Raw genomic sequence first — 21,499 nt, forward strand, 5'->3', positions numbered from 1 at the left:
GTGGGGCGGGAAGTCCGGGGGAGCCAACGCCCTGCGGCGCCGCGGGGGCGGGTCCCGAATTGCAATGGAGGGACGACTTCGCGCCCCACGTGGTGGCGCGGCTCCAGGGACCTGCGGAGGAACTGACCGCGCGGCTGGAGCGGGTCATCGCGCAGGTGGAGGATCCCGCGCTCCGCGAGGAGCTGGAGCGTTGCCGGCAGACGGCGTTTTACCTCTTCGATACCTTCCGCCAGATCGGGGACCATCACCGCCTGCTGCTGGAAAGCATTGCCGAAGATCACGACCGCATCTCCATGGCCACCCTGCGCGCCGGGCTCGAGGCGGAGCTGGCGGCGCTGGGCGCCGACGTGCCGCTGGAATTCGGAGAGGGCCTGCCAGAGGATGCCGCCGCCATATCCGCCACGGTGCCCCTGATCGGCAAGACCGTCGCGAGGATCGCCACCCAACTGATCGGTGCCCTGATCCGGGTCGAGGTGGCCCGGGAGGTCTCGTCGAACGGGCCCACGGGGGACGCAATTTGCATGACGATCACCTGCGCGGGGCAACGGGAGGGGCTGGACGCCGTCCAGGACGCCTCGCAGATCGTGTTCAGCCCTGGCGTCTCGGCGATTACCGTCGTGGACTGGTTGTACATGGAGAAGATCGTCGAGCTGCAGGGCGGCAGCCTGACCCTGTATCACGAGCAGGGAAAGGCCCGCGGATTTCGAGTGCGCCTGCCCTATCCGCCCGGCGCCAGATAGGCCCGTGGCGGGCGGATCGGGCCCCGCCGGGCGCTTGACATCGATGGGGTGAACTCTCAGAGTGTGGGCAGTGCCCGCTTTGCGACCACCCCAGGGAGTATCCCCTTGCTGAAGTGGCTGTTTCGCCCGCTGGTCTTTCTGGCCCAGTCGTTCTGGGGAGGCCAGGAAATCTTTGCCATCCTCCTGCGGCTGATGGGGCTGATGCTGCGCTACCGTGCGCTGCTGCTCTTCGGCATCCTTTGCATGGTGGGCTACACGGTCTTTACCGCGGCGCCCGCGTGGTACATCAAGGATCTGGTGGATGCCCTCGAGCAGGGCAACGTCCCGCCCATGGAGCAGTTCGTGATGGTCGGGCTGGCGATCGTCCTCATCTTCTCGCTGCGGGGGCTGTTCTTCTTCGGCCACAACTATCTGATCGGGATCATGGGGGCGCGGCTGGTTGCCGACCTGCGCATGCGCCTGTTCAACCACCACCTGACGCTGTCCTTCTCGTTTTTCACGGGCAAGTCCTCCGGCAACCTCATCTCGCGGTTCACGGCCGATCTGATCTCGCTGCGTCAATCGCTCAGCATGAGCATCACGGGACCGTTGCGGGACGTGCCCCAGATCGCCATCTACATCGCCATCCTGTTCTACAGGAGTTGGCACTTGGCCCTGGCCGCGCTGGGGCTGCTGCCGATCGCGTTCTTCCTCATCTCCCGCTTCGGCAAGCGCAACAACCAACTGGCCACGTTGCGGCAGGAATCCCTGGGCGACCTGACCGCCCTGCTCGTGGAGGCGATCAACGGCATCCGGGTCGTCAAGGCCTTCGGCATGGAGAAATACGAGGGCGACCGCTTCCACCAAGCCAACAAGGTGTTCCTGCGGCGCCAAAAACGGTCGGTGCGGCTCAACTCGTACTCGCCGCCCGTGCTGGAAACCATGGGGGCGTTGGCCGCGGCGGGAATCTTCATGTTCGGCGGATATCTCATCATCCGGGGCACGATCACCACCGGCGACTTCGCCTCCTTCATCTTCGCGTTCTTCCTGCTCAGCGATCCGATCAAGAAGCTCAACGGCTTCTCCCTCAAGGTGCACGACGGCATCGCGGCCGCCCGGCGGGTGTTCCAGTTGCTCGATGTGCGGCCCGAGGTGGCGGACAAGCCCGGCGCCGAGACGTTGCCCCCGATTCAGCGGGAGCTTTCCATCGACATCCCCCGCTTCTGCTACAACTCCAACGACGAGCCGGCCCTGCAGGATATTCGGTTTACCGTGAAGGCCGGCGAGGTGATCGCACTGGTGGGCGCCAGCGGCGCGGGCAAGACCACGCTGGTCAATCTCGTTCCGCGCTATTTCGACCTGCAGGAAGGCGCGATCACCATCGACGGGCGAAATATCCAGGACGTCACGCTCTCGTCGCTGCGCGCCCAGATCGCCATTGTGACCCAGGAGATTTTCCTGTTCCACGACACCGTTGCCAACAACATCGCCTACGGCGATATCGATTGCCCCAAGGAAAAGATCGTCGAGGCGGCCCGGGCCGCCAACGCCCACCAGTTCATCGAAAACCTGCCGGAGGGCTACGACACCCAGATCGGGGAAGGCGGGAGGCACCTCTCCGGCGGGCAGCGGCAGCGGCTGTCCATTGCCCGGGCACTGATCAAGAACGCCCCGATCCTGATCCTCGACGAGGCCACCTCGGCCCTCGATTCGGAATCGGAGATCGAGGTGCAGGAGGCCATCGAGCGCATCCTGGAGGACCGCACCACGATCGTGATCGCCCACCGGCTGTCCACGATCCGCCAGGCCGACCGGATTTACGTGCTGGACGGAGGGCGCATCGTCGAATCGGGCGACCACGACGAGCTGCTTCAGCGGGGGGGGCAGTACAAGCGGCTCTACGAGATGCAGTTCCGCGACGTGTTGGTGGCTGCCGACAAGCCCCGCTTTCCTTGGCGGCGTTGGTGGGAGCGGGTGAAGGAAGTGGCGGGCGAAGAGCCGCCGCCCAAGTCCATGGAAGGGTGATCGCCCTCCCCAGCAGGTCCCCAATTGATTTCGAATCGAATCCCGACGGGCTGCGGGGCACGCCGGCCGGCGCTCAGGGTAAGTGGCTGGCGTCGTTCAAGCCGACGATCACGATGCGTCCGTCCGTCTCGCTCACCTCGGTCAGGGAGCAGGAGTCGATGGTCCAGTCCCCGATGCGTTCGGGGGGGAATCGGATCAGGTGATAGAGCAGGGCGCGGATCACGTCCCCGTGCAGCACGAACAGGATCGTCTCCCCCCGATAGCGGGCCACCCACCGGTCGAAGGCCGGCCCGACCCGCATCCAGACGTCGCGGTACGATTCGCCCCCCGGGGGGCGATAACCGAAGGGGTCCGCGTCCACTTCCCGCCGTACCTCCGGCGGCAGGATGCGGGGCATCCGCCCTTCCCACTCCCCCTTGCTCAATTCCCAGAAGGCCTCGTCGGGTTCGAGGGTGCGCAACCCGAGGCACTCGCCGATCAGCTCGGCGGTCTCCACGGCAAAGTCCACGTCTCGAATGCGGGATTCGGCGGAGGAGGTATTTTCGTATGCGATCGCGATCGAGCGAATCGTACTTTCCATGCGATTGAGCGCGGTACCAAAGGTGGCGCGCAGACTGGCCACATTGCTGATGGCGCTATCGAGGACTTCGAGTGCGTTCTGGGCCCCGGTGGCGCTGCTGACTGCCAGATTGTCCAATCCGATGGCCGAGGCTGTGGCATCGACACTACTCACCGCGATGCGGTCACTGCTGGTATTTGCAGTGCCAATCTGGAATTCAATCGCGGAACCTCCGTTCAACAATACCCGGCCGTTGAATTGTGTGACTCGTGCGATCCGCGTAATCTCGCTGGCGAGATCCTGAAACTCGTCGTTGATCGCGGTTCTCTCGCTGCTCCCCAGGGTGCCATTGGCCGCCTGGATCGAGAGCTCTCGCATACGAATCAGAATGCCACTCGTTTCATTGAGTGCGCCCTCTGCGATCTGAATGAGTGAAATTGCGTCGTTTGCGTTTCGTTGCACCTGCCCGAGACTCCGCAGCTCTGAGCGAAAGCTTTCCGATATCGCAAGGCCCGCCGCGTGATCCGAAGACCCGACGAGAGACGCTGTAGCGACTTACTGAGCCGAGCGGTCGTGTTTGCGAGATTTCGTTGCGCATTGACCGCTGAAATATTGTTGTTGACTCGAAGCCCCATTGTCGAAAGCTCCTTCCGTGTATTTTCTAGCCCCCGCACATCGAACGCGGTGATTCATTCGAACGCGCTGACTCCAAGTTTGTCGTGTCTATCCGGAAGCATCGAACACGCCCACCGTTAGCTAGTGCAATCACGATGCCAACGTTCTCATACGCAAGTATTCTGCATTACTGTCGCACTGCGACCGCAGCCGACCTGCAACTACTCACACGGAATGTTCTCGAACGGGGTCTTTTCACTGCGAACATTCTCTGAATGATGGGACCAAACCCACTTTCAATCTGCAGTGTGGTTTCACTCAATTCTTCAGACTGGAATTTTGAGAACCGTTCGGCGGCAGAAATTTTCGGGAGAGAGATGGCTCTCACCGAGAGATCGAGCCGTCAGCACGCAGACACGGTCCACGGAACAAAAAATTGGCTTTAAATGCATTTTCAATTTGTATGACTAAGCCGTTTATTAACAAACTCTAATTACACTCTATATGTTGTATCTAAACGAGACCGCATCGGATTCGTGATTCTCGGGACTAAATTTCGTCACCAAATCTGCCGAAAATGTCACTCTCTACTTGTCGAACTCTGTTATCGAACGAAAATTTCTTGACAAATTTGGACATAGAATGAGAGAATCGACAGGCGAGGTTTCTGCTGATAGCGGTGCTGGAGCAGCGAATTTAGGAGTAGATCCGGGTGCGAATAATCACAACTGCGAGCGGGCTTGGGTCCGGCGTGTTCAAAATCGTCATGAGGAAGATCAGCTGGTTTTGGCACGGACTGACGCTGCGCAAAGCCATCAACCTGGCCATCTCCGGTGCGCAATTCTATTTGAAGTCCGAGAAGGCATACAACATGCCGGTGATCGTGAAGATCGACATCTCGCCGGCCTGCAACCTGCGCTGTCCATCATGCGTTCATGGCTTTGCCGGTGAAGATCCCGTGCTGCAGAAGCAGGACCTGTCGAACAAACACAAGATGGACATCCCGCACTTCACCCAGCTGATCGATCAGATCAAGGCAACGACTAGCGCGGTCTCGCTCTACTACCTCGGGGATCCACTCGCGCATCCCCAGCTCGAAGAGATGTGTCGCATTGCCAGCGACGCCGGGCTGGGCGTGCACGTCGGAACCAACTTCAGCTTCCGCATGACCGACGAGCGCATCCGCCGCCTGGCGACGTGCGGAATTACGGAATTTACTGCCGATCTCGATGGCATGACGCAAGAGACGTATGAACTGACGCGGGTAGGCGCCAACCTCGAGACGACCATGCACAACCTGAAGCGCCTCTGTGCGGTCAAGCGAGAGCTCAAGCTCAAATTTCCGGTCATCGAGGTGCAGTACATCATATTCCAACACAACGTGGATGATCTGGAGGCCGCCGAGCAGTTCTGTGAGGAGATCGGCGTCGACCAGTTCTCCAGCTTCTGGGGCAATTTCCATAACTATACGGATCTCGGCCCCGATCGTTTTACGGTCAATGAACCGAAGAAACCCGAGAAGAACGCTCCTCCTCTTTGCACATGGCCGCACTTCAATACGCTGGTCAAGAGCAATGGCGATGTGATCCCTTGCTGCTGGAATCGTGAAGGCGAGCAGTACACACCCGACGGAGACAAGCGGGTAGTGGGCAATGTATTCGAATCGTCCCTCAAGGAAATCTGGAAATCTCCCAAGTACGAAACCATGCGCGCGATGGTCAACAACCCGGAGAAGGCGATGAACGAATCGAGCGATGCCAAGGAATCGTTTTGCCACGGCTGCTCGATGCTATTTGATACGACTCGAAACGAGAATCGACAGTCCGCACGCGATTACACGTGGGACGATATCTTCACGATGGGACCGAACGGCGACCCGATTCGGCGGGAACAGACGCCTCAGCTCTAGGACGCCGCAGACGATAGACCCCTGGGTCGGATCCATCGCAGTGGCCCGCACACCCCTCGCGGTTGCCGCGCGCCTGGAAACTAGTGCACGAGCTCGCGCTCGACGTAGTCTCGAATCTGGCAATAATTCTCAGTTCCCAGATCCAAGAACTGGAATCCCGCGCAGGCCTCCAGATCATTCAGGTCCGCGAGATGTCGGATGATTCCTTTCACGTGGATCGGAGAATCATCGGTCAACCAGATCGTGAGCTCAGTTTCGCTATCGATCAGTTTCTTCTCAGATTTCGATGGAACAATGATCCCGATGCCACTCGTGCTGATGTCGCGGATCGCCATCGATCCCGCGTTCTCCAGAACGACTGATGCGAGATTGCGGCAGTCGAACATGGCGCGAGGGGCCGGGGCGATGGATATATCCGCGTCCCCGCGATTTTGCAGTCGACTAAAGACACTCATCCCGCGCAGCTGCTCCTGCAGATGGCGTGACGGCTGGTGCGCAGATTCTCTCAATTCGGATTGCGAGTTTTCGAGACGGCTGATTCGGCAGGACAATTCCGCAACGACCTTTTCGAGATCTTCCATTTTTAGTCGGGTTTCCACCGCGAGCCGCCATCTTTCGCTCAGCGAACAGGCGAGCTGTACCAACTCGGCAGTACCGAAGGGCTTTTGGAGAATCAAAAACTGGTCCATCCGACCCAGTTCATTCAGGAGACGTTCATGGGAATGATCAAAGAATGCCGCGCAGAACACGATTTGCAGCATCGGATCGACCTGCCAAATTCGTTGCACGGTTTCGAGGCCGTCCCAGCCTGGAGACATGCTCATATCTACAAAGGCGACCGCATACGGTCGCTCTTCGACAACCGCGCTCTGCACCATCTGCAGTGCGATCGGTCCCTGTAGTGCGGAATCGACTTCGAATCGTATCTCATGATGTCGCGGACTCGATTCGTTGGAGTCCAGGCTCAGCAGCTGTGCGAACTCGTCAGACTCGACCTTGGGCATGAGGAGTCGGCGAAAGTCCGAATGGATTTCCTGCCTGTCGTCTACGACGAGGATACGACGATTGGGCTCGACCTCTGGGGTACGCACGCAACCAGCTCCTTTCCACATTCGATTGTTCAACACTCAAGGGGCGTCTCGGTGCAATTCTAGATGTACTTGAGGATGCGCTCGCCCAGGCGTCCCCGAAGGCGCTCCCGGTTCAACCGCCCACGACGCGGTGTGTGCCGCGAATTTCTCAGTACTTTCCATTAACGAGGACGAGAATTTGATCACTGGGGAGATGTGCGTCGCCTCGGGATCTCGAACTCTTCAGAAGGATTGGGATTTACCCGATCAATCAGGGCGATGAAGATCGAACACATCCTGATCGTCGAAGACGACGACGAGCAGCGTGATCTCTATGCACTCTCGGTCCAAAAGATTGGCGGTTGGAGTGTCGACCTGGCAGCCACGGGGGTTCAGGCTCTGGCGATGCTCGAAGTTCGTCGGCCCGATGTCATCGTGCTGGATGTGAACATCCCCGAGATGACTGGGCCCGAAATTTTCTCGAAGATGCGGGCGCTCCCGGCAACAGACGACGTGCCGATCATCTTCATCACGGCTCTCACCGGAGACAAAGAGTTGGCTGATCCAAAGGTGCTCGAGCCGGCGGGCATCATCCAGAAACCAATAGAGCTGCGGGACTTTCCAACGCAGCTCCGGCGAATCACGGAAGCGATCTAAATGCTCGAAGCAACAGACACTGTCCACTCGGTTCTATTGCTCGAGGACGACCGACATTTCCAGGCGGTGGTCCGGGAGATTCTGGAGGGCAGTGGTGTCGAGACTGAGGTGGTTTCATGTATCAAAGAGGCAAAGCAGTCTTTCACCGAGAAACACTATGACATGCTGATGGTCGACGGACTGCTTCCGGATGGCACGGGCATCGACTTCATTCGCTGGGTCCGGGTGAGCCGACCCGAGATTCCGATCATCTACGTTTCGAGTTTCTTTCGGGATGCCACCACATACCAAACCCTCAAATACGAACTACAAGTCGACAAGGTCCTGCCAAAGCAGATCACATCGGATCTCCTTGCCGAGGAGATCGCCGAGGTATTCATAAAGCACGACCTGAGCAATGTGACTCTGATCGGTGGCAAGTCGGGGAGGCCCGATGAGGGCAACGAAGCCTTCGAACGAGCCCTGCAAGAAAAACTCGATGACTTCGAAGCAGCCCTGCAGCAACGGATCGATGAGGTTCGCCGTTCCATCGAGGCAGCGCATCACAATTCCAACAACGAGATCGTTCTACTCGAGGCGATCCGGATCGTTCACTCCCTGGTGGGAACGGCAGGCTCGTTTGGTCACGACGAGATCTCGAGCTCGCTTGCGATGGTGGAGCGGGTTCTTCGCACAGCGGTGGAAAATCCATCGAACCTTTTGACTGAGCACTGGGACTTGATCGTGCTCGCAGTGGATCAGTTGACGCGAATCCATACCCTCGAGAATCCGGACTCCGCTCAGCAGCAGGACGCCTCCGCGACATTGCCGGATGAAGAGCATCCAAGCTCGAGCTAGAGGAGCTTGAACTCCTTCGGCGGGTCCTCGAGCACTCCTTCCTGTATCAACGCCTCGATCTCGGTTTGCGACAGGCCGAGCACGCGCTCTGCAATTTCTCGTGTGTGCTCGCCGAGCATGGGTGCGGGCTTGATGATCACTTCGGGCAGGTCGCTGCCCAGGAAGAGTGGGCCTTCCAGCAGGATGGCTTCGAAGTCCGGCTGGATGACGAGCTTTGGATAACCGCGATGCGTGAGTTGTGGATCGGACATGTGGTGTTCCGGGTGGGCCACGATCCCGGCCGGCACACTCACGCTCTGCAGGGTCTCCATGACCGCGCGCGGGGTGCGTCCTCGAGTCCATTCGCAGAGGGCGCTGTCGATTTCATCGCGTGCAGCGAACCGTCCTTCTTGCGCGTCGAAAGCCAGAGTGGCGGTCCAGTCGGGATCACCGATCGCCTTCTTCAGCCGCTGCCACTCGGCGTCGGATCGCACGTTGATCACGCACCACTCGTCTTCGCCTTCGCACGGGTAGCAACCCCACGGCGTACCTCGATCGCTCGCATTACCGAGGGGCTTTGCGCTACCGGGATCGAGGCTCTCCTGTGCAAACAGGTCTGCCATCAAGCCAATGGGCGTTTCGAATTGAGCCGCGTCGTGATGACTCCCGCGCCCAGTGTGCTCGCGCGCGATCAACCCGGCGAGCAAGCTCAAAATACCGATCCGCCCGACCAGGTGGTCCGGGTGCACGGCGGTCGAGCCCGCGGGACTCTCCGCGTCTTCGGGGTAGTTCCACAGGTATTGCAGCCCGCTCACGGGATGGGTGTTCGGTCCGTAACCAATCCAGTTCTTCCAGGGTCCGTAGGTGCCGAGGCTCTGACTCGAAAAACTGACGATGCGGGGATTCATTTCGCGCAGCTGCTCGACGCCGAAACCGAGTTTCTCCATCGTGCCGGTTGCGTTGTTCTCAATGAAGACGTCGGCGTCCCGAATCAGCTGACGAACCAGCTCCCTGCCCTTCTCCCCGGTGATGTCCACTCCGAAGCTCTTCTTGCTCCGACTTGAAGAAAGAAACGATGGATTCATGTAGCTGCCCATGATCACCCGGATGAAGTCGGGTGCGTCACTCGACTCAACCTTGATCACCTCTGCGCCGTACTCGGCAAACAAACGACCGGTCTCGACACCTACCGCACCAACCCCGAAGTCGATGACCCGCAGACCTCTGAGCGGATAACCGTCTTCCGGCGGGTTCGGAGCGCGCTCCAACAGCTTTGCGATGGCGGCGCGATCTTCCACGTTCGACCAGCCGCCCGCTCCGAGTTCGCCGAGTTCCGGCGGGCCCGTCCGTGGCCCCGCGCGCTCGCCGTCGATCGTGACGAAACCAGAAGCGACCTTGGCTTCGATTCCGGGCGCAACCGGAAGCATGCGAAAAGTCTCGCGTCCCCGGGTGTGCTCGTTTTCGATCACTTCGTCGGGCAGAAGCAGTGGCGTCGCTGGAATGCCTCGACGCTGGGCCTCGCGAGCAATGTCTACTTTGTCCTTGTCCGCGAAGAAGCGTTCGAGAACGGCCACGATCTTGGGGAGATCGATCAGGCGGTTGATGAACTGATCATACTTCGGATCCATCAATTCTTCGGGCTCGCCCACCCATGCAAGCAAGCCCCGCCAATGCTTCGGTACGAGAATAATCATCCGAATGAACCCGTTCGCGCAGCGATACAGGGTGTAGATCCCCGAGCCCGAGCGGTGCCCGAGGTCGGGATTCAGCGAGTAGTTGGGCAGTGACCAGTCCGTGAGACCTGCAACCGCGTCCATGGTCGAGACGTCGACGTGCTGTCCAACCCCGGTGTGGATGCGCTTGTAGAACGCCAGCAGGCTGCCGAACGCACCGGCGATCCCAGCCACGTCGTAGGCGAGATTTCCGGGGATCATGACCGGCGGCTTTGCCGCGATACCCGCCCGGTGCAGCATGCCGCCCATCGCAACGCCGACCATGTTCGTGCCCTGGTAGTCCGCGTAGGGACCATCCTGCCCGAAGTCACTGATCGAGGTCACGATCAGCTGCGGATACCGCGCTCGCAGGGTTTCGGCGTCGAGCCCCAGGCGCTTCTGGGTTCCGGGGTGCGATGATTCGACCAGTACGTCCGCCTCGCTCACCAGCGCATCGAGCCGTTCGCGTCCGGACTCGGTATCGAGGTCGATGACCACACCGCGCTTGCCCATGTTGCGAACCGCGAAGTAGAGGCTCGTCCCGTCCGGCGCAAACGGCGAGAGGGTCCGGGAGAATGCGCCCTCCGGCGGCTCTACGCGAATGACTTCGGCACCGAGGTCGGCCAGGATACGGCCACAAAGTTCGCCTTTCTCGTCCGCCAGATCGACGACACGAACTCCACTGAGGGGGCGCATCCACTACTCCTTCTTTGCTTTCTTTCGAGCTGCATTGAAGTGCTGCGACGTACCGGGTCTTGTCGGGCGAGAGATTCGCCGAGATGCCCAACTCAGACTTCGTCGTTGAGATTACCGCACCTGGCTCGGTCAGGATTCTTCAACAGGCTGCTAGCGAGAATCACGGACTTCCCGACAACACCTTCGGAAAGCGTTATTTTTAGTCCATGGCACCTGTCTTCGACGAGTATCGCGATCGCGTCCTCCCCGAGTGGATCGACGAGAACCGGCACCTCAACATGGGGTACTACGTCGTCGTCTTCGACTTCGCAACGGATTCGTGGCTCGCCCACATTGGTATCGACGCCGCGCACAAGCAGAAGCATAAGATCACGACCTTCACCCTGGAGGCTCACGTGAATTATCTGCACGAGGTACGTGAGGGCGATCCATTGGCGTTCTCCACGCAACTGCTCGGCTTTGATGAGAAGCGCATTCACTACATTCATACCATGCGGCATGCGGAGGAAGGCTATGTGGCGGCGACCAACGAGCTGATGAGCCTGCACGTGAGCCAACTGACCCGACGGGCCGCGCCGATGGCGACTTCGGTGCAGGAATGCCTGGCGCGCTTGCTCAACGCGCACACTGAGGAAGCACCGCCTGCCCAGGTTGGGCGGCACGTGGGTTTCAGCCAGCAGTAGACAAGGAGAGCTTCGAGGTGGCCGACGCGCAAGCCCAGTACCGATCGAAGTTGATGACGGCCGAGGAGGCCGCCGCAGGGATCCCGGACGGCGCACTGATTGCCCAGGGCAATACCATCGGGGAACCCCAGGCGATGTTGGAAGCCATCGCCCAGCGCGCCCGCAATGGCGGATTTCGCGACGGAATCACCATGATGGCCCTGCTGCCCATGGCCACGAGTGCCCGAACGATTCTCGCGCCCGAGGTGCGTGACGTCATCAAGTGGAAATCGCTGTTTACCTCGGGCATCGATCGCGGCCTGGTCCAGGGCGGAGAGTCCGATTTCATGCCCGCTTTCTTCCACCAGCTCCCGCGTATCTTCACCGAGTTTCTGGACATCGACGTTGCCGTCGTCGTCGTATCTCCCGTCGACAAGAACGGTTACATGAGCCTCGGTGTCAGCATTGACACTGCCGTCGCCGCCATCGCCAAGGCGAAATACGTCGTCGCAGAGGTCAACCGACATATGCCGCGGGTACACGGCACAGGTTGGGTTCATGTCTCCGAGGTAGACGCAATCGTCGAATACGATACGCCGCTGACCGAATTGCCCGTCGCCCCGGACCGCGAGGAAGACAAGGCGATGGGCGAGATGATTTCCGCGATGATTCCGAACGGCGCCTGCATCCAGCTCGGCATCGGAGGTGTACCGAGCGCGGTCGCGAAGAGCTTGCTCGACCACGAGGATCTCGGCATTCACACTGAGATGTTCGTCGACGCGATGGTCGACCTGATCGAGTCGGGCGTCGCAAACGGATCCAAGAAGACCTTCCATCCGGGGAAAGCAATATTTACCTTTGCCGCGGGTTCCCAGCGCATGTACGACTTCGTGGACGACAACCCGCACATCGAGGCACACCCCGTTTCGTATGTGAACTACCCCCCAAACATCGCAAAGAACGACAATCTCGTGTCGGTGAACTCCACGATCGAGATCGACCTCACCGGGCAGTGCTGTTCGGAGTCGATGGGTCCCCGGCAGTGGAGCGGCACCGGCGGCCAACACGACTACGCCCGGGGCGCATTCGATTCCAAGGGTGGCAAGTCGATCATCGCCTTCTACTCGACGGCAAAGAGCGGCCAGGTCTCTCGCGTCGTCCCGATGCTCACGCCGGGCGCAGTCGTAACCACCCCCCGCTGCGAGGTGCACTGGCTCGTCTCCGAATACGGGGCAACGAATCTCAAGGGAAAGTCTCTGCGCGAGCGCGCCACCGCAATCATCGGCCTGGCTCATCCGAAGTTCCGCGACGAGCTGACTGCCGCGGCGAAGGAACTGCATTACATTTCGTGAAAGGAGTTCACCCCATGATCCCCCGAGAAGTAATTTCTCCGAAAGAAATTGTGCTCAGTGACCCTTCATTCTGGGTGCGCCCTCTCGAAGAACGCGAGGGTGGTTTTCGTTCCCTGCGCCGCGAGCTGCCGATTTCGTTTCACCAGGAGTTGGAATTACCCGCGGACATGCTCATGCCGAAGGGCCCGGGCTTCTGGGCCATCGTCAAGCACGAGGACATCCTTCACGTGAGCCGCAACCCCGAGCTCTTCATTTCGGGCAAGGGCAGCACCATCGGCGACATGCCGGAACAATTGCTCGAGTTCATGGGCAGCCTCATCAACATGGACAAACCCCGTCACACGCGGTTGCGCAAGATCATTTCTCGAGGCTTTACCCCCGCCATGATTGCGCGGGCCGAGGCGAGTGTGGAACGAGCCGTTCACACCATCATGCGCAACGTCTCCGAAAAGGGCGAGTGCGAGTTCGTGAGCGAGATCGCCGGGCGCCTTCCCCTGGTGATCATCTGCGACATGATGGGGATCCCCGAAAGCCAGTACGACTTCGTCTCGGAGCAGGCCAACGTCATCGTCGGTGCCGGAAGTGGAGACCCGGACTTCGTGAGCGACCTCAGCCAGATGCTCCCCCGACTGATGACCGCCGTGACTTCGATCGGCGAACTTTGCAAAGAGATCGCGAAGAAACGCCGGACGGATCCGACCGATGACCTCACCTCCGCACTGGTAAATGCCGAGATCGACGGAGAGACTATGTCCGACGAGGAACTCGTCTCGTTCTTCATCCTGCTTTCGGTGGCGGGCAATGAGACGACGCGCAACGCCATCTGTCACGGCCTGATTGCCCTGGATGAACATCCCGAGCAACGGGAGTCATGGAAGAACGACTTCGAGGGGCTCGCCCCTACGGCGGCAGACGAAATCATTCGCTGGGCTACCCCGGTAATACATTTTCGTCGCACTGCGGCCCAGGACACGGAGATCCGAGGCCAGAAGATCCGGGAGGGAGAGAAAGTGGTCCTGTGGTACAACTCGGCCAATCGCGACGAAGAGGTCTTCGATGATCCCTATCGTTTCGATCTCCAGCGCAATCCGAATCCCCATATTGCCTTTGGCGGACCCGGCCCCCACTTCTGCCTCGGCGCACATCTCGCACGCCGCGAAGTGACCATCATGTTCCGCGAGCTCTTTCGCTGCATGCCGGACATCCACGTCCTGGGAGAACCCAAGAGGCTGCAGTCGAACTTCATTCACGGCATCAAGGAAATGCGCTGCGAGTTCACTCCCAGCAAGGTGGACTGATCAGCCGACGAGTCTGCGTTTCAGCAGGCGCAGGGGCTGCAAGAATCGGGCGACTTTGATATCGAGACTGAGATCGCGCAAGCGGCCTTGATTGATCCCCTGGTCGCTCCAACCGCAGACAACCTGATCCAGAACCTTCTCGTAGGTGTAACAATCGTAGTGGGGACTGTCGCGCACCTTGCTGACCAGACGATAGGCCGGCTCCATGCTGAGAAAATCTGCCAGCATGCGCACGCTGTTGATCTCGACGTTGTCGATCACCAATATGCTGCCCGCGCGCAGATGACGGTCGATGAAGTGAAAGTCGAGCATCGGAAATGGAAAGCTGTGATTGCCGTCCATCAGGGCCACGTCGACGGGAGCGTCGGGCACGAGAGATGGCAGCGCGACGTCTGAGGATTCGCCGAGAAACTCCACATTGTCTCGCCAGAGATCGTGATTTTCGAGGAATTCGCGCACCAGCTGATTGGCCGTGCGATCGGGATTGATGCAGTAGTGCTTGGCGACTGCCGCAGCGAAGACCACGGTCGAGTGGCCGCCGCCAATCTCGAGGGTGGTGTGTTCGGGGCGCAGCAGCTGGCTCACCGCCTCCAGACTGTCGGAGGGGAGTGCCGCGGAGGCGCGGGCATATTGTCCCGTCTCCATCCCGCCCCCGTCGCGAAACAACCGCTCACTGCTGTCCAGCTCCTGGGTTTGGCTGCGCAGCTGGAAGAGCGGATTTTCTCGCTTCAGCAGCGCGAGGGTCTCGCCGGGGCTTTGCTCAGCACCTCGATCGGATTCGGAATAGACGCGGGCGCTGCCGGTCGACCGGTTCATTTCTCAATCCTCAAGGGGGGGAGGTAAAACGTCCCGGTCATCAGTGTCCTGCCCATATCGGTTCGTCGGGACGCTTTCTAGAGGCCATCGGGAGAGGCGTCCAATGGCGTTCGATTTTGTCGACCGGAACGCAACGGATATCGCACGCGAGCTTATGCTCGGGCTCGGCGCGTGTCCCGTCTGACGATTGCGAGCACCGCAATCCCAAGGCCGACGAGTACGGCCGTAGATGGTTCGGGAACCACGCCACCGATTGTCTCGGACGACGCACCCGTCACAAGGCTGGTCCCCTGGATGTGCGCCGCCATTTGAACCTGAAGCGCTCCTCCGGCGGTCGACGACATTTTCAGTAGATGCGTGACCGACAAATCCCCGAACGCCGAGAGGGTGAAGCTCGCTACCTGGAGCGTGTCATTCCCCATCTCGCCGGCACCGTTGCCGAACTCCACAGCCCAATCGAAGGAACTCCCAGCACCGCCAGTCACCTCAGGATCGGCGACGAGAACGTACTCGGTATTCGGCGCGTTCGTATCGCTGATCGCAGGTCCCACGAAGTCGTCCGCGAAATTGAAATAGAATGTCTGCAGATCGGCGGCCGGCCCCAGTTCATCGAGATTGAGTGAGATCAAGAAATCCAATGCGCCGTCGTTCTCGGATATCTCTACCGTGGCATACGGCCCAGTGACACCGGTATCGAACTCGGTGTTGAGATCAAAACTCACCGCGGCAGCGGTGCCAGACACCATTAAAGCAACCCACAGGATGACCAGGGCAGAAATATGCCGGGATCGAGCGATCCCGACGACAGCACTCCACATGAAAACCTCTCCAGATTCGAGCAGCAGTTGCTCCGGAGTGATGTGGTTTTGCGCATGGATTTATGGCAAAGAAAATCCAACCCTTTTCAGGTTTTGTTGGCACCCCCGCCTCAGGGAACCGCTCTCGGCCCGGTCTGGAGCCTCTGCTCCCCCGATTGGGGGCCTTTGAAGGTCTCGCCAGAAACGCTTGTCAGGGGGCTGCGCTGTCGTCCTCGACGATTTTCGCAGCAAGTCTGAGGAGCCGGGAACTGATCGACAGGCCGTGCCGTTTGACGCGAGACCAGTGGATCTCGAATCGGACCCGGTTGTTTTCCTCGATCAGTCCGACCATGCCGCCCTCCTCGAGAAAAGAAGGCATGAGCGAGACCGTCAATGCGTCTCCAGCTGAAAGGGCGGCCAAAATTCCGGGCATCGATTTTCGAAACGAACTTCCCACCACCACGATTTGGCACTTGCCTAGATCCCCGATTGCGACATCGGTTGCGACGCGGATGTTCCGCTCCCCTACGGCTGCGCCTTCGATGATCGAGATCGCCGCTGTGAGATCGTCCTGTCCGACGACACAAACCGAGATCAATGCTCCGGGATCGGACCGCCAATGAACATAGTTGGCAAACTTCGCGACGAATGCGGCGTTGATCTGCCCCCTGTTCAGCTCGGCCGTACCGGCGGCGACATGACCTGGCAGCGCCATACAGCACAGCACTGCGACGAATCGCAGCAGTCCGACAGGCGCTATATGAAAGAGTCTCAACTCAAAGTTCTCCGAATCCACGAGGTGCGGGAGCAATTAAAACCGGTATGTTGCTTTCAGACGGAAAGTTCGACCGTCTTGCGGGATGACACCCTGGACATGATCCAAGGTTCCTGGATGACCGTAGGAGGTGTCTGCAAGATTGTAGATGGATGCCGACAACTCGAGATTTCGATACAACTTGTTAGTCAACACGGTGAGATTCGTAACCCAGAAGTCATCTACATGGTTTCCGAGTGCCGCGGTCATTGAGGCCGTGTACTGAGCCTCAAATCCGACGTTGAAAAGCTGGTCGAAGAACGGAACGCTGAGGTTGAACTTCGCGAGATGCAGCGGTGAATTGGTCAGCCGTGTTCCGGTGGCGTGGTCTTTTGTTCTTTGATAGGCGTAGCTTCCTCTTGCCAGGAATCCGTCGGGTGTCGAGTAGCTGAGCTCGGTAGACATCCCGATCGCCGTGGTCTTGCCGCGATTTTGAAACTGGCTGACCGAGCCGCCGATGTCGACAAACGAAATCAGGTCCTTGACTTCGTAATAGTAGGAGGAGACAGTCCCGTAGAGTCGATCCGTGAAGAAGTGCTCTGCGATTATCTCATACGTCGAGACCGTTTCTTCGGAGAGATCCGGATTCCTCAAGACCGAGGTAAAACCGTCATCATATTCATAGTAGAGTTCGTAGGCACTGGGCGCACGATACGCGCGACCGTAGACCAACTTGAGAGTACTCGTTTCGACGGGTGATATAACCAGCGCAACTCTCGGGTTCCAGGTTCCGCCGAAGGCCTCGAAGTGGTCGTAGCGAAGGCCGCCCGTGAACATCACGTTTTCGTGAAGCGCAAACTCACCCTGGAAGTACAAGCCCCCTTCCACGGTACTCTTCTTCGAGTTGATGTAGTAAAACTTCGGATCGCCCTCGTAGTTGACCTGATCCTGTCTGAAGTTGCCGCGGAACTCACCGCCCACGGACACGTAGTGGCGGTCGAAGATCGTTTTGGTTCCATGCATCTCTCCACCGATCACCTGCCCGGTTGCAAAATCCTGGTTCGATACGATGTCGGGCGGGTCGCTCGGAAGAAGCCTGTAGTCATACAGGTATTCGCCCTTGTATGCGTAGTGAGAGAAGTACGCACGCCCATTCACGACGGCATCGGTGAGAACGTCCTTCGAGTAGCTGAGCGACAACAACGCCTGCTCGTCCTGGGTCCAGGTGTCCCGGGTGTTGAAGATGGTGAAGAAGGCGGCAGTCGGGACTACCTTTCGACGCTGGGAAAATGCTGCCTGGAGATTGAAGTCACCATAGGAGAAATTGCTGAAGAATCGACCGGCGCGGTCGCCGTCTGCTTTGACGGCGATTCCGTTGTTCGTTGAAGGATCGTCGAATTCCTCGTAAAAAAGTCGCTTCGCACCCGGGTCATCGAAGAATGAGCCCGAGACCACCGCGGAGATGCCGTTGTCAAAGGTGTTCCCGTACGCAAGGCGGGTGTGATAGGAGTCGTCGCTTCCATATCCAACCGAGGCTTCGACTCCGTCAATAGATTCCGCATTGCGGGTAATGATGTTGATCGTCCCGAAGAACGCACTTGTGCCATAGAGCGCTGATCCCGGTCCCCGGACGAACTCGATTCTCTCAATGATGTCGAGGTCGATAAGAGAATCCGTACCACTTTGACCACTGCCATAGACGTTCTCGTTCACCCGCTGCCCGTCGATCAGCTTGAGGATGCGAGAGTCGTAGTCCCCTGGCCGATTGAATCCCTGCAAGCCGATGTGGTGATAGTTCCGGTCGTAGATGACGTGAACCCCGCGTATGCTCCCGAGCACGTCGGCCAGATTTCGGTAGCCGAACTTGGCAATCTCGTCGGCAGTAACGATGGTGACGGATGCGGGAGCGTTGGTAATGCTCTGCTCTCGCTTCGAGGCGCTGTATACGGTCGGCACCTCGAGGTTGAGGAGTTCTTCGATAGATTTTCCGAGGAGATCATCGACGACATCGTCCGCGGTCGCGCGGGCCGGGAATACGTGCAACGTCAACATCAGTCCAAGGACCAGTGTAGCGCGGGCTGACCAAACTGGGGAAGACTGAGCAGTTCGGGCTCCGGGTTTATCACTTCGATACGCAACGGATGCGATCATGGTTGGCTCCGATCGTGGAAGTCGAATTCTGCGAGACTCAATGTCTCGAATGGTTCGATATGGCGTCGCATAGGCATCGACACCGAAGAACGCTGGCTTGAGGCAGAGCTGCGGTCTCCGGGGTTTCTGGGGCGAAGTTCGACACTTGAAACGGATTTGCATAGGGTTAATAGATGAGGTGAATTGGACCCACGGATTCGGGGGAAGTCCCGCCTGCCAAAAAACGGGTACTGTCATCTGCCACCGCAACGAATTGAAACCGCAAGAGGAGAGAGGCATGGCGGACTATTGGATCGCACCTTCCATTCTGTCGGCGAACTTCGCCAGCCTCGGCGAGGATGTGGACAACGTGTTGGCCGCTGGGGCTGATGTTGTCCACTTCGACGTGATGGACAATCACTATGTGCCGAATCTGACCATTGGGCCCGTCGTCTGCGAAGCGTTGCGCACGCACGGGATCACGGCACCGATCGACGTCCATCTCATGGTGAAGCCAGTCGACCGCATCATCGCCGACTTCGCGAATGCCGGCGCCAGCTACATTACGTTTCACCCCGAAGCCTCAGAGCACGTGGACCGGTCCCTTCAACTCGTCCAGGGCCTGGGCTGCAAGGCCGGGCTGGTCTTCAATCCCGCAACCTCGCTCGAGAGCCTGCGGTATGCCATCGACAAGCTGGACATGGTACTCCTCATGTCTGTGAACCCTGGCTTTGGCGGGCAGAGTTTCATTCCCTACGTGCTCGACAAGGCACGCGAGGCCCGGCGGATCATCGACGAGAGCGGCCGCGACATCCGTTTGGAGATCGACGGCGGAGTCAAAGTCGAAAACATCCGAGAGATCGCCGAAGCGGGGGTGGATACGTTCGTCGCGGGTTCGGCGATCTTCGGAAGCGACGACTACCGAGCCACCATCACGTCGATGCGGGAAGAACTTGCCAAGGCGATGGATCTCAGCAACCCACAGGGCTGAGCATTCTACTCGCGCGAAGAAAAGCGCGACGATCGAGACAACGATAGAGGAGTTCGCCATGGCCGAGGAAGAGAGCACTATAACGGGCGGATGCATGTGCGGAGCCGTTCGCTACGAGGCCAGCGGGGATCCGATATCAGTGATCTTTTGTCACTGCGAGAGTTGTCGCCGGCACTCCGGAGCCCCGGTCGTTGCCCTGGCAGGCTTCAAGCGTGATCAAGTTCGCTTTCCCAAGGGCGAGCGCGCAACCTACGAGTCTTCTCCCGGTGTGGCGCGCGGATTTTGCGCCGACTGCGGAACCTCGCTGACCTGGGAAGGCGACGGCGATGAATTGGGCCCGCTCGTCGAAATCCTCGTCGGCACGGCCGATGACCCCAGCAAACTCGCTCCGCAGTTTCACGTCCATCACGCGGAGAGAATCCCGTGGTTCGAAACTTCGGACTCGCTGCCCCGCTACCGCGAATGGGAAGAGGAAGCATGAGCCACACCGGGACGACTCGGGAATGGCTCCAACTCAACAGACGAAGTTTTCTTTTCGAAGCTGCAGCGCTGTCCGGAGCCGCAGCGCTTTCGAGCGCGCTGCTGTTGCCAGCCCAGCGCGCCTGGTCCGAGGAAGGGAAATATCATCTATCCGATGCGGCCAGGCAGGCCACTACCGAAAGCTCCCTCATCTATGTCTCGCCCTTGCGCTCTGACGGCAGCGAGAGCAAGTGCCACGCCGAGATCTGGTTCATCTCCGATGGCGAGGATCTGTTCGTCGTTACGCCTTTGGATGCCTGGCGCAGCCGGGCCATCAAGCAAGGACTCGACACGGCACGCATCTGGGTGGGAAGCTTTGGGAACTGGAGGCGCTCCGGCGGAAAATACAAATCTGCGCCCCATTTTCTCGCCAAGGCCAGTATTGTGCCGCGGGGAGACGCCGTGATTGAGAAGTGTCTCGCGGATATGGGCGAGAAGTATGCAACCACCGGTTGGAAGACCTATGGCGTACCCTTCCACGAGGGAACAAAAGACGGAAGCAGAGTCGTCATTCGCTACAGACCGGTGAGCGCCTGATCGAGCGCTTTGATCTCACAGCAATGTTTGGGTCTACATCCGAGTCAAACCCCTGCCAGCCCCTTGAGGAACCGACCCCATGGCGAGCAACCCCAACATCATCCGCTTCGAACCCAACGGCCCTGCCGACCAACCGCTGGTGCAGATCTTCGATACCACGCCGGACGAGGTCGAAGCAGGCACGCCGATCGAAATGGGGCACCTCTACTATGAATCGGAAGACAAGAGCTTGGTCGCAGGCGTGTGGCACTGCACGGCCCATACGACGAAGTTCGGCCCCTACCCTGTCGATGAATTCATGTTGGTCCTGGAGGGCTCGGTCAACATCGTCCACCAGGGTGGCCACGAAGAAATTTTTCGCGCTGGAGACGCATTCATCATCCCCAAGGGCCTTCCCTGCTCTTGGAAGCAGACCGAGTCCATGCGCAAGTACTACGTGATTTTCGAGGATCCGAATAACGGGATGCCGGACCAGCCCGTTGCTGAACGCGCAATCCGCCTCTCGCCCACTGGGCCTGAGGGCATCGGGCTCAAGCAGCTCGCTCTGCAGAAGTCGACCAACTTCGAAGGGGACACCCCCACGCAGCACGACTACAGCTACTTCGAAGATGCCACCGACCGACTCTTCAGTGGCACCTGGACCTGCTCGCCCATGCACCGCAAACAGCAGCGCTTCGGCCGCTTCGAGATGATGTGCCTGCTCGAAGGCGGCATGACCCTGACCGACGATGCGGGGATGGAGCACAAATTTCAGGCACCCGACGTCTTGTTGGTACTCCCGGACGCGGTGAACTCCTGGACCAGCACGCAGGACGTCCGCAAGTTCTACTTCATCTTCGAGGAATGAGAGCGATCCGAGAGCGAA

At 59.2% G+C, this 21,499-nt stretch carries 19 protein-coding genes; 12 read left to right on the forward strand and 7 right to left on the reverse strand.

Features of this window, described 5'->3' with window-relative positions; genetic code table 11:
- Positions 1-89 precede the first annotated feature (89 nt).
- Complete coding sequence (locus IH881_11865) at positions 90-740, forward strand: hypothetical protein (GenBank protein MCH7868384.1); 651 nt, start codon at positions 90-92, stop codon at positions 738-740.
- 192 nt (positions 741-932) lie between these two features.
- Positions 933-2,744: an ABC transporter ATP-binding protein gene (locus tag IH881_11870; protein ID MCH7868385.1), complete on the forward strand. Its 1,812-nt coding sequence runs from the start codon at positions 933-935 to the stop codon at positions 2,742-2,744.
- A gap of 73 nt (positions 2,745-2,817) precedes the next feature.
- Here the strand turns inward: IH881_11870 and IH881_11875 are convergent, their stop codons facing one another.
- Entirely contained in the window at positions 2,818-3,765 is a 948-nt protein-coding gene (locus tag IH881_11875) for a histidine phosphatase family protein (protein ID MCH7868386.1), read from the reverse strand.
- Between the two features lie 865 nt (positions 3,766-4,630).
- Here IH881_11875 and IH881_11880 point away from each other — a divergent pair.
- A complete protein-coding gene (locus tag IH881_11880; protein MCH7868387.1) occupies positions 4,631-5,827 on the forward strand; it encodes an SPASM domain-containing protein in 1,197 nt (398 codons plus the stop codon).
- Between the two features lie 80 nt (positions 5,828-5,907).
- On the opposite strand, the gene IH881_11885 is transcribed toward IH881_11880, so the two are convergent.
- A complete protein-coding gene (locus tag IH881_11885; GenBank protein ID MCH7868388.1) occupies positions 5,908-6,918 on the reverse strand; it encodes a PilZ domain-containing protein in 1,011 nt (336 codons plus the stop codon).
- Between the two features lie 258 nt (positions 6,919-7,176).
- Here IH881_11885 and IH881_11890 point away from each other — a divergent pair, with 258 nt between their 5' ends.
- Positions 7,177-7,554: a response regulator gene (locus IH881_11890; GenBank protein MCH7868389.1), complete on the forward strand. Its 378-nt coding sequence runs from the start codon at positions 7,177-7,179 to the stop codon at positions 7,552-7,554.
- Positions 7,555-8,391, forward strand: a complete 837-nt coding sequence (locus IH881_11895) for a response regulator (GenBank protein ID MCH7868390.1) — start codon at positions 7,555-7,557, stop codon at positions 8,389-8,391.
- On the opposite strand, the gene IH881_11900 is transcribed toward IH881_11895, so the two are convergent.
- Positions 8,388-10,778, reverse strand: coding sequence for a CoA transferase (locus IH881_11900; GenBank protein ID MCH7868391.1), 2,391 nt, complete (start codon positions 10,776-10,778; stop codon positions 8,388-8,390). The genes IH881_11895 and IH881_11900 overlap by 4 nt on opposite strands.
- 206 nt (positions 10,779-10,984) lie before the next feature.
- Here IH881_11900 and IH881_11905 point away from each other — a divergent pair, with 206 nt between their 5' ends.
- From IH881_11905 to IH881_11915, 3 genes are read left to right on the forward strand one after another with little or no spacing between them, the layout of a single operon-like run.
- Positions 10,985-11,461: a thioesterase family protein gene (locus IH881_11905; protein MCH7868392.1), complete on the forward strand. Its 477-nt coding sequence runs from the start codon at positions 10,985-10,987 to the stop codon at positions 11,459-11,461.
- Positions 11,462-11,514: 53 nt separating this feature from the next.
- The gene (locus IH881_11910) at positions 11,515-12,792 is read left to right on the forward strand and encodes a 4-hydroxybutyrate--acetyl-CoA CoA transferase (protein ID MCH7868393.1); all 1,278 of its coding nucleotides are present in this window, start codon (positions 11,515-11,517) and stop codon (positions 12,790-12,792) included.
- A gap of 14 nt (positions 12,793-12,806) precedes the next feature.
- Positions 12,807-14,090, forward strand: a complete 1,284-nt coding sequence (locus IH881_11915) for a cytochrome P450 (GenBank protein ID MCH7868394.1) — start codon at positions 12,807-12,809, stop codon at positions 14,088-14,090.
- Here the strand turns inward: IH881_11915 and IH881_11920 are convergent, their stop codons facing one another.
- The 4 genes from IH881_11920 to IH881_11935 form a co-directional block, all read right to left on the reverse strand.
- Positions 14,091-14,906, reverse strand: coding sequence for a class I SAM-dependent methyltransferase (locus tag IH881_11920; protein ID MCH7868395.1), 816 nt, complete (start codon positions 14,904-14,906; stop codon positions 14,091-14,093).
- Positions 14,907-15,058: 152 nt separating this feature from the next.
- Complete coding sequence (locus tag IH881_11925) at positions 15,059-15,724, reverse strand: PEP-CTERM sorting domain-containing protein (protein ID MCH7868396.1); 666 nt, start codon at positions 15,722-15,724, stop codon at positions 15,059-15,061.
- A gap of 190 nt (positions 15,725-15,914) precedes the next feature.
- On the reverse strand, positions 15,915-16,478 hold the full coding sequence (locus tag IH881_11930; GenBank protein MCH7868397.1) for a YfiR family protein: 564 nt from the start codon (positions 16,476-16,478) through the stop codon (positions 15,915-15,917).
- A gap of 36 nt (positions 16,479-16,514) precedes the next feature.
- Positions 16,515-18,608 carry a TonB-dependent receptor gene (locus IH881_11935; protein ID MCH7868398.1) on the reverse strand — a complete coding sequence of 698 codons (2,094 nt, stop codon included), beginning with the start codon at positions 18,606-18,608 and terminating at the stop codon, positions 16,515-16,517.
- Positions 18,609-18,885: 277 nt separating this feature from the next.
- On the opposite strand from IH881_11935, the gene rpe reads away from it, so the two are divergent.
- The 4 genes from rpe to IH881_11955 all read left to right on the forward strand — a co-directional run bounded on the left by rpe (position 18,886) and on the right by IH881_11955 (position 21,481).
- Positions 18,886-19,578, forward strand: a complete 693-nt coding sequence (rpe, locus tag IH881_11940; protein ID MCH7868399.1) for a ribulose-phosphate 3-epimerase — start codon at positions 18,886-18,888, stop codon at positions 19,576-19,578.
- Between the two features lie 58 nt (positions 19,579-19,636).
- A complete protein-coding gene (locus IH881_11945; GenBank protein MCH7868400.1) occupies positions 19,637-20,059 on the forward strand; it encodes a GFA family protein in 423 nt (140 codons plus the stop codon).
- A complete protein-coding gene (locus IH881_11950; protein ID MCH7868401.1) occupies positions 20,056-20,634 on the forward strand; it encodes a hypothetical protein in 579 nt (192 codons plus the stop codon). Before IH881_11945 ends, IH881_11950 begins: the two co-directional genes overlap by 4 nt.
- Positions 20,635-20,713: 79 nt before the next feature.
- A complete protein-coding gene (locus IH881_11955) occupies positions 20,714-21,481 on the forward strand; it encodes a DUF861 domain-containing protein (GenBank protein MCH7868402.1) in 768 nt (255 codons plus the stop codon).
- Positions 21,482-21,499 lie beyond the last annotated feature (18 nt).

The organism is Myxococcales bacterium (assembly GCA_022563535.1).
Taxonomy (GTDB): domain Bacteria; phylum Myxococcota_A; class UBA9160; order UBA9160; family UBA4427; genus DUBZ01.

Coding starts and splice junctions, on each gene's coding strand:
- IH881_11870 (MCH7868385.1), top strand. CDS start 933: ATGGGGCTGATGCTGCGCTACCGTGCGCTGCTGCTCTTCGGCATCCTT.
- IH881_11890 (MCH7868389.1), top strand. CDS start 7,177: ATGAAGATCGAACACATCCTGATCGTCGAAGACGACGACGAGCAGCGT.
- IH881_11895 (MCH7868390.1), top strand. CDS start 7,555: ATGCTCGAAGCAACAGACACTGTCCACTCGGTTCTATTGCTCGAGGAC.
- IH881_11900 (MCH7868391.1), bottom strand. CDS start 10,778: ATGCGCCCCCTCAGTGGAGTTCGTGTCGTCGATCTGGCGGACGAGAAA.
- IH881_11905 (MCH7868392.1), top strand. CDS start 10,985: ATGGCACCTGTCTTCGACGAGTATCGCGATCGCGTCCTCCCCGAGTGG.
- IH881_11910 (MCH7868393.1), top strand. CDS start 11,515: ATGACGGCCGAGGAGGCCGCCGCAGGGATCCCGGACGGCGCACTGATT.
- IH881_11915 (MCH7868394.1), top strand. CDS start 12,807: ATGATCCCCCGAGAAGTAATTTCTCCGAAAGAAATTGTGCTCAGTGAC.
- IH881_11920 (MCH7868395.1), bottom strand. CDS start 14,906: ATGAACCGGTCGACCGGCAGCGCCCGCGTCTATTCCGAATCCGATCGA.
- IH881_11925 (MCH7868396.1), bottom strand. CDS start 15,724: ATGTGGAGTGCTGTCGTCGGGATCGCTCGATCCCGGCATATTTCTGCC.
- IH881_11935 (MCH7868398.1), bottom strand. CDS start 18,608: ATGATCGCATCCGTTGCGTATCGAAGTGATAAACCCGGAGCCCGAACT.
- rpe (MCH7868399.1), top strand. CDS start 18,886: ATGGCGGACTATTGGATCGCACCTTCCATTCTGTCGGCGAACTTCGCC.
- IH881_11945 (MCH7868400.1), top strand. CDS start 19,637: ATGGCCGAGGAAGAGAGCACTATAACGGGCGGATGCATGTGCGGAGCC.
- IH881_11950 (MCH7868401.1), top strand. CDS start 20,056: ATGAGCCACACCGGGACGACTCGGGAATGGCTCCAACTCAACAGACGA.
- IH881_11955 (MCH7868402.1), top strand. CDS start 20,714: ATGGCGAGCAACCCCAACATCATCCGCTTCGAACCCAACGGCCCTGCC.